The 11,898-nt window shown below is 31.9% G+C and carries 9 protein-coding genes; 4 read left to right on the forward strand and 5 right to left on the reverse strand.

Going from position 1 to position 11,898, the window contains the following annotated elements; translation table 11 throughout:
- Position 1: 1 nt before the first annotated feature.
- Both BN863_RS13040 and BN863_RS13045 read right to left on the reverse strand, forming a co-directional pair.
- Complete coding sequence (locus tag BN863_RS13040; protein ID WP_051774796.1) at positions 2-2,998, reverse strand: TonB-dependent receptor; 2,997 nt, start codon at positions 2,996-2,998, stop codon at positions 2-4.
- A 101-nt stretch (positions 2,999-3,099) separates the two neighbouring features.
- Positions 3,100-4,281: a FecR family protein gene (locus BN863_RS13045; protein ID WP_051774798.1), complete on the reverse strand. Its 1,182-nt coding sequence runs from the start codon at positions 4,279-4,281 to the stop codon at positions 3,100-3,102.
- Between the two features lie 259 nt (positions 4,282-4,540).
- Here BN863_RS13045 and BN863_RS13050 point away from each other — a divergent pair, with 259 nt between their 5' ends.
- The gene (locus tag BN863_RS13050; RefSeq protein WP_038531359.1) at positions 4,541-5,149 is read left to right on the forward strand and encodes an RNA polymerase sigma factor; all 609 of its coding nucleotides are present in this window, start codon (positions 4,541-4,543) and stop codon (positions 5,147-5,149) included.
- 81 nt (positions 5,150-5,230) lie between these two features.
- Here BN863_RS13050 and BN863_RS13055 read toward each other — a convergent pair whose 3' ends face one another.
- Both BN863_RS13055 and BN863_RS13060 read right to left on the reverse strand, forming a co-directional pair.
- Positions 5,231-5,893 carry an ATP-binding protein gene (locus BN863_RS13055; RefSeq protein ID WP_038531362.1) on the reverse strand — a complete coding sequence of 221 codons (663 nt, stop codon included), beginning with the start codon at positions 5,891-5,893 and terminating at the stop codon, positions 5,231-5,233.
- Positions 5,894-5,945: 52 nt separating this feature from the next.
- The gene (locus BN863_RS13060) at positions 5,946-6,656 is read right to left on the reverse strand and encodes a hypothetical protein (RefSeq protein WP_038531365.1); all 711 of its coding nucleotides are present in this window, start codon (positions 6,654-6,656) and stop codon (positions 5,946-5,948) included.
- A gap of 820 nt (positions 6,657-7,476) precedes the next feature.
- On the opposite strand from BN863_RS13060, the gene BN863_RS13065 reads away from it, so the two are divergent.
- The 3 genes from BN863_RS13065 (at position 7,477) to BN863_RS18845 (ending at position 9,579) form a co-directional block, all read left to right on the forward strand.
- Positions 7,477-7,962 carry a YciE/YciF ferroxidase family protein gene (locus BN863_RS13065; RefSeq protein WP_038531367.1) on the forward strand — a complete coding sequence of 162 codons (486 nt, stop codon included), beginning with the start codon at positions 7,477-7,479 and terminating at the stop codon, positions 7,960-7,962.
- A 151-nt stretch (positions 7,963-8,113) separates the two neighbouring features.
- Entirely contained in the window at positions 8,114-8,692 is a 579-nt protein-coding gene (locus tag BN863_RS18840; RefSeq protein WP_242404032.1) for a glycoside hydrolase family protein, read from the forward strand.
- Complete coding sequence (locus BN863_RS18845) at positions 8,689-9,579, forward strand: glycoside hydrolase family 130 protein (RefSeq protein ID WP_242404033.1); 891 nt, start codon at positions 8,689-8,691, stop codon at positions 9,577-9,579. Before BN863_RS18840 ends, BN863_RS18845 begins: the two co-directional genes overlap by 4 nt.
- Here BN863_RS18845 and BN863_RS13075 read toward each other — a convergent pair whose 3' ends face one another.
- Positions 9,580-11,895, reverse strand: a complete 2,316-nt coding sequence (locus tag BN863_RS13075; RefSeq protein ID WP_051774802.1) for a glycosyltransferase — start codon at positions 11,893-11,895, stop codon at positions 9,580-9,582.
- Positions 11,896-11,898 lie beyond the last annotated feature (3 nt).

Genomic DNA, 11,898 nt, shown 5'->3' on the forward strand with positions numbered 1-11,898 from the left:
ATTAAAAGGAATATCTTAATGCTACTCTAAAATTTCTACCAATTAAAGGTCTTGCAATAAAAATATCTGATCCTGCTGCTGCATTTTGCACTTCTCCTTGACGTGGATTTCCTTCCGTAAGACCAAGTGAGTTATTTAAGTTATCTATATACGCAAATACGGAAACTCTTTGGTTTATTTTTGTACTTAAACTAAAGTCAATTTTTGTATAACTTGGTAGTTTGACAGAATTTGCTGTATCTACGTAACGGTCTCCAACAAATTCGAATGCTGTTTGAACTCTTAAAATGTTACTAAACAAATTAAAACCAGGTACTAAACGAAATGTAGTAGCAGGCACTCTTATTAAACTATTACCATCATAATCATTTACTGTGCCTTCACTATCTGAAAAAGTTAAACCTTTATACTGTCCATTTTGTAATGTAGCCGTACCAGTAATATCAAACCAGTTTAATGGGTAATATCCTAACTCAAGTTCGAGACCTAAAGTTTTTGTATCGGCATAAAGGTTTTCTGTAGTTTGCTCATTTGAATTAATATCAAAAACGTAATTAGTAAATGCAATATTATCGTATTTTGTCCAAAATCCAGTTGCATAAAGACCTATTTTACTTGTATTATATTTGAATCCAATTTCACCTAAATTCATGGTTTGAACATCAGGTGTAGCCCCTGCATTAGTTACATAATTACCCAATCCAGGTAGGCGTGCTGCGGACGTAAATCTTGCAAATGCCCCCATATTATCTGAAAACTGATAATCTGCACCTAATGTCCAAGTTGTATGACTGAATGTATCGTCGTAATTTTTAAATATTCCATTACCATTGATAATATTAGATGTAGGGATGGTTCCTAAATTAACATTCTCACCTTTTTGCTCTACTACTCCACGGGTATTCATTGTTTCCCATCTTAAACCTCCATCTAATCTAAATTCTGGAGTAATTTGCCACTCATCACTAATGTAAATTGCATGAGTATTTTGTTCACCATGTGCATTCTCCCATTCATATCCATAACGAAGTATCCCATTATCGGTAATGGTCTGAATAGCATTTCCTGCCGCATCTACCGCAACAAGATTAAGAAGACGTGAATTATTTTGAACATCTAAAAGTGCTACAGAAGAATATCTTGAAAAATCTTCTTCCGTATGAGCATAGTAGTAACCAATATTAAAATCGTGAGTTGAAGAACCTGTTTTAAAAGTACGTGCAATACGCGTATCACTCATAAATTCTTTTAAAGGCATTGTAATACCTCTAAGACCTCCCTGCATAACCAGCCCGTTTCCATTTTGATTCTGCTCATCAAACACCTCATTTGAAGTTACATAATGCATTTGAAAACCTGTAGCACCAGGAACACCTTCTAACAAACTACTTATACTTGAGCTGCTAAGAAAGTCTGTTGCCGTTGTAAGAGAATTTGGATATACCCCATTACGAATAGTTCTTGAATCATTATACCTAGATGTATTATTTAATATCCAATTTGCTCCTAAATCTGTTTTAAATTTTGCAGTTAACTGAGTACGTTTAACATTAGTTCCCAAACTATTATCGAACTTATATGTGCTACCATCGCTTTGAATCATTTCAGATAGCTGTGTTTCAGGACCTGAAATAGTTCCTGTATGCCCATTGAAACCGTCTACGGCTACTATATCTCCGTCGCTATCGAAAGTCATTGGAATTCCGGCATAAAAAATAACAGAATCATCCATGTTTTTTACATCAAAATTGAATGATGACTTTTCCCACTCACGAGACAGAGAAATTCTAACTTGACCTCCTAAATTTCCTGTATACCCTGGATCACGTACCCCTGTGGAAGAACGATAAAATCCACCAACAGCCATTTTCCAGTCATTCCCTATTGGGGTACCTACCCAAAAATCACCTCTATATAAATCGCCTGACCCCATAGTCATTTTAAAAATCCCTTCGGCTTTATCACCAATGACACGAGGAATATAGTTTACGGCTCCTGCTGGAGCATTAGAATAAAATACAGAAGACGGGCCTCCTCTTACCACTTCAATAGTTTGAATAGTTTCATCGAAACGGAATGCTTGATCTGCATTTAAATACCCCAAAGCAGGATCATGTTGTACTGGTATACCGTCCTCTAATAATTGAATGGACCCATAGCCATCTACAGGCACACCTCTAGCTCTGACGTTACCACTAGCTTCACCCCCTGAAGCTTCTACCCAAAATCCTGGAACAGATTTTAAAGTTTCTGTAACACTAGTAGGAGCTTGTAAAAGCAATGCTTTTTCTTTTATTGTTGTTACTGAATAACTCGTATTTAACTTAGTACGATCGCTAGCACCTGCACGTCCTGTAATAACAACTTCATCTAGATGACTCTGCATTTCCTTTAACTGTATATTAATGTCTTCATTACTACTAACATTTACTTCTAATGATTGATGACTTATATGAGAAAAAATCAGCACAGCATTAACAGAAGATACAGAAATAGAATAATACCCTTCTAAATCAGTAATTACTCCATTATCTGTACCTTTTTCAATAACATTTACACCTACAATAGGAAAATTTGATTCATCAAGAACTTGTCCACTAACGGAAAATTGTTGTTTCTTTTGTTGTTCCAGTTTCTTCTTTACTATAACTGTATTATTCGTCCCTAAAGAAATTTCAAAATGACCACTAGACAAACTTTTCTCCAACAAATCATTAGCAGTAATTACACCTTTATCGACCTTTACTTTAGGAAAATCGTCAAACACACTTTCTTGGTAAATAAACTTATAATCTGTTTGTTGCATTATCAGTTCGAACACTTGTTCGACTGTGAAGGATGATTGAGATTCTATGTAAATATTTGGATTTTGCGAAAGCATATCCTTAGGTGCAAATCCAAAGATAACTGTTGCATATAATAAAACAAATGCTTTCATAATGTTTAAAGTAAACCGCTTTCCTATTGAAAAGTGATTACCATTAAATTTAATTTTCATAATTTTGTGAATTAAATAGTTAAGATTTTAATTGATTATTTATTAAAAAGGGAGTTAGTTTTTACTTTGGACGGTCAGAACTTAATTCCCTTTGCTTCATATTATTTTAAGATTAGTTTTTCGTCATTTAATTCGTAGTTTTTAATTATACTTAAGTTTTTAATTGTTTCGAGAACTTCTCGTAAATTTTGATGTTTACCTAAAACACCAGTAAATTTGATATCTTTGAGACTTTTATCTTGAAATTCTACATCCACGTTATACCATCTAGAAATTATAGTCATTATATCCTTTAAAGGTTTTCCCTTAAAACGAAACTCTCCTATTCTCCAAGAAATTTCAGGGTCAACATCTACATTAATCAAGTTAATTTTTTTGGTTATTTTGTTTAATATACTTTGTTGATTAGGCTGAATTTTAATATTTCCATTTAAGGAACTTATCTTCACACTTCCTTCAACCAAAGTTGTATAAACTACATTTTCATCTTTATATGCCTTTACATTAAATTCAGTACCTAGAACTTCAATATTTTGATTAGCATTTAACACCTTAAATTTAGATCCAGAATGTAAAGAACTTGGGGATACATCAAAATAGGCTTCACCATATACAAGCTCTACTTGACGTGTTTCACCTTCAGTAAAATTAACAGGGAATTTTAATTGTGATTCTGAATTTAGCCAGACCAATGTTTTATCGGCTAATTGAACAAAAAACTGTCCTCCACGAGGAATAGTCAAATAATTATAATCTATTATTTGGTTTGAATTTGATTTATTATATTGGTTATGTGTTTGATAAGTGACACTTTCTCCATCGCTATTTAAATAACTATTCTGGAAACTCACACCATTTTGAAGGTTAATTTCCCGACCATCACCTAGTGTTAAAATTGCTTTATTTTTATCCACAATAGTATTACCTATATTAGATATTATAGGGGATATGGTTTTATTTGAAACATTATTATTCTCGAAAAGTAAATAACTAGAACACAATAATATTACAATTGATGCCGCCGCCGCATAATACTTAATTTTAAAAATCTTATGTTTGGTTCCTTCAGATTCTAATTGGAGTTCTTTAACAATATTTAGCCAAATTAAATCTGTTTGTGCTGTTGTTTTATAAAAATTACTATCTTCCTTGGCTGAATTATTTACATCCCATTTTTCAATAGCCTCTATTTCTTTTTCACTAGCCGAATTATTAAAATACCTTTCTAATAATTTAGCTACCCAAAATAATTCTATCCACTTTTTTATTTTTTTATCTTCCATTTGCACGTACCTTCTTATAATTAAAGGGTTCACATATATATCGTAAGCCACGTTCTTTTTTTTCCCTCTAAACCTGTTAACAAAACATTACCAAACCTAACTAACTATAATTGAAGACAGTACTACTAAAAAAAAAGTTATTTAAGCCAAAAAGACAATTACAGAGTCAACCTTCATAACATTTTGTTAATCTATTTGTAAAATTTTGAGTAATAAAAACATCTTACTTTTGCATTATCAAAATAGTTTAATTAAAACAATGAATTCTTCAGACAAAGCATTGCTTACTGCCATTTATGAATTTAAAGATGAAAAAGCTTTTAAAAGCTTTTATGATAAGTATGCAAATTTGTTATTAAACTGGACCATAAAGAGAACCCAGAATAAAGATTTATCTGAAGATATTGTACAAAATTTTTGGGTTGTCTTTTGGTCTAAACCCTATGCTATAAAGACGGATGATGATGGATGCGCCAGAAAATATTTAATTCACTATTTCTCATATAGAATGCTTGACTATTTAAGAACTTCTGCTTCCAAAACATTTGGCAATGATTTTCCTTTAGAATCAATAAAAGAACAAGATAGTTACTTACATATTATTGAAGATATACAAGTAAATGAATTGCTTGAAATGATAGACAACGTTCTACAAAACTTTCCTGAATTTACACAAGACATATTTACAAAGGTATGGAACGACAATCTTACGGTAAAGGAAGCCTCTATAGCTTTAAACGTAAGTGAAAAAGTAATACGATCACATTTTAAAAAAGTTATGACTACTGTTCAAGACCAAACGAATACAATGATGGGTAATAAAACTAAGGTTCTACTAAAATCTCTTTTACTTATAGCTACAGTGTAACTATAGATTATATTTAATCTATAACCTTTTAATTTTATAACTTTAAATATAAAATATTCAACATTTTAGAGTCTATTTATTTTAACCTCTCTTATCTGTACAACCAGAGTCAAATGACACTAGATTAAACATTTGTCTTAACCTTGAACGTACACGGGAACCATAACGGTCTTCTATTTCTTTGGCGTTGAGGTTGGTTGTAACATGAGATTTTATTTTATACTTCACAAACAAATCGTAACGCGACAGCAGTATTTCTCCCATAACATTACAATCGGCACCAAAATGTTTTCCAATGGGTTCTACACCTAAATCATCGAAACAATAAAATTGATTGTTGCCATAATTTTGAATGGTTTCGAAACCATTTTTATTGAACATAAAGGCAATATTACGGCAGGGCACAACCTTGTAAGGCTTAAGATGAGGTACAAAATGTACTAACAATTTCATAAGCGATGTTTTGCCACAGCCTACTGGACCCGTAAGCAAAATTCCTTTTTCTGTATTTATTTTATACTTTTTACAATTAATTTCATCGCGAATAAAATAGATACAGAGTTTAAAAATGAGTTCTCTGTCTTCTGGATGGATTTTAAAGGTTTTACCAAATAGTACTTTGCCTTTATAGTCTAAGTAATCTAAAATTTTAAAGAAGTCGTAATTGATGCAATTATTTTCTAACGTACCAATTTCGAATTGATATTGATTTTCGTAAAGAATATGTGGTGTTGAGGTTTGCATGGTTTTTATTGTTTAGTTATTGTTATGTATGCTATTTTTAGTTTAATACTAGTTATAGGGGTTGATTATAATTTTTATCTCTATTGGTATGTAAATGATCTGTTGCTTTATGCTTGTCTTTATTTTGAGACTGTGTCATTAGGTTTTGTTTTTCTTTTTCGGCTGCAAATGACTTGGAGTTTAGCATCCATTTTTTGGCTAACGCATGCCAATCTTGTATAGGTACTTTTCCGAGCTTCCATCCTACCGATTGATAATGATTAAAAAATGTTCGCGCCTCGGTTTCGGTACTTTTTTCTTTTTTAAAAAATTCTAAAACATCTTTTTCATCTTTTGGCTTTCGTCCTTTCTCAATGTTTATCTTGTTTATTATTGTTTTATTACGTTTGTTTTTAGATACCAACGCTTGTTTGGAACTTGTATTGGATTTAGGATTGTAATGTACTCGAGGAGGTTTTGAACTTGTTTCGAATTTGAACATCTTAACGGAAGAGCCTTTAAAAGGGTTTTTTGAAGGCATATAGACAATATATTCCCAATGGCTTAATTCTCTAACAACACGATGATAAGTGGACTTTGAACCAATTTTAGAGAGTTTCATAATCTCTTCACGGTTAACATGAAATGTTTCAGGAAAATGCAAGTAATTCCAAAACCTAAAAAGGGCTATATACATGCTAATATGGGTGGGGTTTAAGCGCTCGTCTTTAGCAAACTGTTCTAAAACTGCATTTAGGTGGTTTATATAATTTATGTCTTGCATGATTTTTGACATTGAGAAATAACGCCAGGCTTTACATGCCCAGCGTTATATTTAACCGGTTAGGTGAAGTGTCCTTTTCCGGTTAAAAGGTTGCTATTAATAAAAAGGGAAGACGGCTTAAATTTAAGTTTGATGGATGTGATTTTTTTCAGCTGTTTCATCAATATATTTAAAACGTGTTCAGCCAGATAGTTCCTCTCAACTATTAATTTATTTTATAAGTTTTTTATTTTTTAAAGTTAGTGTGGGTTCTTTTCCTTTTTCTAACAAATTTAATTTTTAAATTGTTTTCTTCCCTTATCATCCTTCCCATCAACTTGTAAATGTTCATTTTTTTAATTTATTTATCCTTACATGTTTCCGCAAGGGAGAGATTACTAAATTTTTAATACGTTTAAGCTCAGACTTACTCTTCCATCCTTTTCCGTTAATATGGTAGGCAATACCCCGGCCACATTTTTTTTCTATGCATAAATCAGCTTCACAACTACACATTAAATAATAATTACACAGATATATCTAAGGATCCGGAATAACGGCATATTTATCTTTTTCTAGTGCAGTCATATCTATAAAATGTTTAAAAAATTGCTTACCTAATTTTATTTCTCTGTCCTAATTTTTTTAATCTAAAAACGAAAAAAATAGTCTAAATAGATTTTACGACTAACTAACATTCAATCGATGTAAGGTACTGTTTTTGATTATAGTGCTAAGTTTTTTTTAATATGCATTAGGGACAAAAATTTTATTTTTTAGAGTAATTATCCGAAAGATTTCAATCTAATTTTACTTTAATAATTTTTAAATAAGAACACACATGAAAACCTTAAAAGATTTATTTGAACATCAGTTAAAAGATTTGTATAGTGCCGAAAATCAACTAATTAAAGCTTTACCAAAAGTTGCTAAAAAAGCTAGTGATAGTGCCTTAAAAAAAGCTTTCGAATCGCATTTAGAGGAAACCAAAGCACATAAAGAACGCATAAAAGAAATTTGCGATGAGCTAGATATTAAAGCAACTGGAGAAACTTGTAAAGCCATGAAAGGACTTATTAAAGAAGCCGAGAGCTTTATGGAAGAAGCCGAAGATAAAGAGGTTATGGATGCTGGTCTCATTGCTGAAGCACAACGTGTAGAGCATTACGAAATTTCGGCGTATGGAACAGCCGTGCGTTATGCTAAAGAATTGGGGCATAAAGACATTGCAGCAAAACTGCAAAAAACTTTAGATGAAGAATACGACGCCGATAATAAACTTGATAAATTGGCAGAAGGTAGACTTAACAAGAAAGCTAAAAGCTAATTGAACTAAAACTTCTTACTGCCTAGAATGCTAAACGTATTTATAAAAATACAAATTAGGTTTCTAGGCAGTATTTTTTTATACCTACTCAATGTTTACTGAGGAAAGAGAACAACACAACATGAAAAATTAACTTAAAAATTCGTATAAAATGGCTGTTTCAGTACATCGTAAAAACCTGTTTTTTAAACCAGATTCTAGTCGTGTAGTTGCTAGGTTTTTTAATAATGGAGATCCACGTACTATAAATTTAGTGCATCGCATTATTGGATTAAATGAAATAGAAGTGAAACGAGAACTAGAAATCACATTTCAGGAATTTGTGGGCCGACATAGAAATATTTCTAATATATTTTTAAAACACGCCAACAACTATAAGAATTTAATTCAATCTATAGGTTTTAATTATGACGATTTTTCTTTAGAACGAAAATTGTTAATAGGGTCTTACAGTACATTAGAATACGCCATAGAATCGGCAGCGTTATTTAATCCATCAATTGTTGAAGATTTTGATCAATCGTTTTTAGCTGAAGGTGAAAAACGAGTTATTATATCTTTTCGGGCTGTAGGAGAAGGGCATTTATCTTCAATAGTATTCCGAAAAGGTATTTTAGATGCTTCTAATAATTTAAGAGTAGTCGAGGCTGCGAAGCATTTAGAACTTCCTGAAATTAAAAAAAGAAATCATACGATAAAAAGCGTTTTGAGAATAAAATGGAAGAAATGAATATTCCTAAAATCTATTCTTCCGCTATTATGGATTCTCTCCCAGATCATTTTGAATATTACAATCTTAAGGAAGCGGTAAGACGTGTTTTAAAATTAGATATAGACGAACCTAGAAGAAAAGCTTTAAAGGAAATGACTTGGTTGGTAGATTCTTATTACGATATAGAGTTTGATAGTGAATCGAAAATTTCTGGACGCGCTATTTTTCCTATTTCATCATCGGAAAGTAGGGGAATAGAAGATGCCAGATTTGTTAGGTTTAAAGATGACGATGGCACCGAGACCATATTTGCTACCTACACGGCTTATGATGGATTTACAATACTTCCTAAATTATTATCGACTAAAGATTTTTTAAATTTTAGAATTATGCCCATGCATGGTAATGGGGCTCAAAATAAGAACTTTGCACTCTTCCCAAGAAAAATAAATGGAAAATACGCCATGTTAGCTCGCATAGATGGCGTAAATAACTATTTGTTTTATTCAGATAGAATTACCTTATGGAACAATCCTATAAAAATTCAAAAACCTAAATTTACGTGGGAGTTTACTCAAATAGGTAATTGTGGATCTCCTATTTATACCAAAGATGGTTGGTTAATAATAACACATGGTGTGGGAGCTATGAGACGGTATTGTATTGGCGCATCTTTATTAGATTTAGAAGATCCTACCAAAGAAATAGGGCGGTTAAAAGAACCACTTCTTTCCCCTTTAGAGGAAGAAAGAAATGGTTATGTGCCTAATGTGGTATATTCTTGTGGAAGCTTGGTACATAATAATCATCTTGTTTTACCTTATGCTGTATCAGATTATGCCTCATCATATGTCACTATAAATATGGATGAATTATTAGCAGCTTTAAAAGCTAGTAGTGTTTAATTATTGCTCGAATACCAATCTTGCTAATAAATAACTTATTGTAGATTCTGCACCTTGATTTAAATTCACAGTGTGTGTTTCTAATCCGTCGTAACATCCTCCAGTGCACGGATTATATATAATTTGGTTTAATTGGTTATTTCCAAGAAACCAACTAAATGCCAATTCCATTTTTTCATTATATCCTGCTTTAGGAAAAACAAGATCGAATTGTTTTAATGCTAAAATAGTATAAGCAACATCAATAGGTTGTTCGCCACCACAGTTAGTGTTGGAATCTTCAAAATCTTTTAGTAGCCAGTTTTTATTAGATATTACTTTTAAACACTTGTCCTTAATTATTTTCGACAGAAGAAAATCTAAGGACGTTTTGGCTATGGTTTTATATTTTAAATCGCCTGTAGCTTTCCAAGAAAAAAGTAGAGATTCTGGTAGTACACTATTTGCATAGGTTAAATAGTTTTCAAACCAATTCCAATTATCTTCAGAATGGAATTCGTATAATCTAACCAATTTATCGGCCGAGTTTTTTATAAAAATAGTAACCTCTGCGTCTTGGGCTTTGGTATTATAATAATAAAGCCCCTTTATAATAAAGCCTAAGGCACGTGGCGATTTATAATGATTTATATGAGGGATAAACTGATTTATGGCCCATTTTATATTTAAAAGCAATGTTTCGTTTATATCTATTCCTTCCTCTAATAGACTAAAAACATAACCTAAGGCCCAAATAGCTCTTCCGTTGGAATCTTCAAGATTTACGTCGTTATTTTGCTTGGTAAATTCCTTGTGTTCATTCACATAATTTAAAAATTCACCGTTGGTTCGTTGACAATTTAGAATAAATCGGATATACGTTCTAATTAAAACTAAGTCGCTTTTTTGAAGTGTAATTTTATAATGATCTACTAAGGCTATTAGGGCTCTTGCATTATCGTCTAAGGTGTAACCTGAAGCGCTATCAGGAGCATTAATTTTTGAAAATTGAATAATGCCTACATCTGTGGTCATGCGTTTAATATGGTCTAACATTATTCGTGGCTTTTTGTATGTTAAAGGTTTCTGGGTATGCCGTGAAAATAAATGTGCATGCGAAATCGCCGCATTCTCCCAAGCATTCGCTGCCGAATTATGTAAGTTTTTTAATCGCATATCTTCCATAAGATGCTCATCGTTCAATAACTTAATTACAGAATGTGCTAATTGATTTGAATCTCCAAAATCAAATAAAAGGCCGTTACCCAACTTTAAAACTTCCTTAGCATGAGGAATTGGAGTTGAAATAATAGGGCAACCACAACTAACAGCATACGAAAACGTACCACTTACAGCCTGATTAGGGTCTTTAGAAGAAAAAATATAGCAATCTGATAAAAGTAGATAATCTAATAACTCTGGTAACGGAACAAATTTATTTACAAATTTCACATAGTCGTGTAGATTTAAATCTTCTACTTTCTGCAATAAAAAGTCCATATAGGCATGACCCTTTTCACTAAAAATTGTAGGGTGAGTTTTACCCACAATTAAAAACATAATATCTGGATGTTCTGCTATAATAATTGGCAAGGCATCTAGGGTTGTTTCAATGCTTTTTCCCGGACCAATAAAACCGAAAGTAGAAATAACTTTATGATTGGTTAAATTGTATTTTTCTTTAAGGCTATCTTTTTTTTGATGATTAACTAAATGGGTACCATGCGAAATGATCTCAATTTTATCTGGGCTAATATTATATTCTTTAATTAAAATATCAGCGGAAGATTCCGTCATCACCGTTATGGTCTTGGCTATAGCACCTAGGTTTTTAACTTCTTTTTCTAATTCGGGATTAGGATTGGGTAAAACCGTATGAAACGCGAGTATTATTGGTTTTTCTATGATATTAAGTAAGGTGTGAAATAATTCTAAATTATTCTTATACAATCCAAACTCATGTTGAACCATGATAAGATCTAAATTTTCATCTGAATTAATGTCGCGAGCAACTGAAACAAAAGACTCTACATTGTCTATATTTAAAACTAGTTCAACCTCGGCATAATCGTAAGAGTGGCGATCTAAGTCCGTTTCAATAGCGCAAATTTTTATATCTAAACTCTCCTGAAAAGTATTGGTTAACGCTTTTTTTAAATCTTGAGTGTAAGTAGCAATACCACATTCTCGCGGTGGATAAGTGGATAGCATTAAAATTTTAGAGCGACTTTTAGTGGCTTTTTTTTGATGCTTTTTTATATTGCTTTTAGTATAATTTTTCTTCCGATCATTACCTAAGTTGTTCGTTTTATTTTTTAGTTTTAATTCAGATTTCATAAT

Origin of the sequence: Formosa agariphila KMM 3901 (assembly GCF_000723205.1) — a bacterium.
Classification (GTDB): Bacteria; Bacteroidota; Bacteroidia; order Flavobacteriales; family Flavobacteriaceae; genus Formosa; species Formosa agariphila.

Coding starts and splice junctions, on each gene's coding strand:
- BN863_RS13060 (WP_038531365.1), bottom strand. CDS start 6,656: ATGCAAGACATAAATTATATAAACCACCTAAATGCAGTTTTAGAACAG.
- BN863_RS13065 (WP_038531367.1), top strand. CDS start 7,477: ATGAAAACCTTAAAAGATTTATTTGAACATCAGTTAAAAGATTTGTAT.
- BN863_RS13055 (WP_038531362.1), bottom strand. CDS start 5,893: ATGCAAACCTCAACACCACATATTCTTTACGAAAATCAATATCAATTC.
- BN863_RS18840 (WP_242404032.1), top strand. CDS start 8,114: ATGGCTGTTTCAGTACATCGTAAAAACCTGTTTTTTAAACCAGATTCT.
- BN863_RS13075 (WP_051774802.1), bottom strand. CDS start 11,895: ATGAAATCTGAATTAAAACTAAAAAATAAAACGAACAACTTAGGTAAT.
- BN863_RS13040 (WP_051774796.1), bottom strand. CDS start 2,998: ATGAAAATTAAATTTAATGGTAATCACTTTTCAATAGGAAAGCGGTTT.
- BN863_RS18845 (WP_242404033.1), top strand. CDS start 8,689: ATGAATATTCCTAAAATCTATTCTTCCGCTATTATGGATTCTCTCCCA.
- BN863_RS13045 (WP_051774798.1), bottom strand. CDS start 4,281: ATGGAAGATAAAAAAATAAAAAAGTGGATAGAATTATTTTGGGTAGCT.
- BN863_RS13050 (WP_038531359.1), top strand. CDS start 4,541: ATGAATTCTTCAGACAAAGCATTGCTTACTGCCATTTATGAATTTAAA.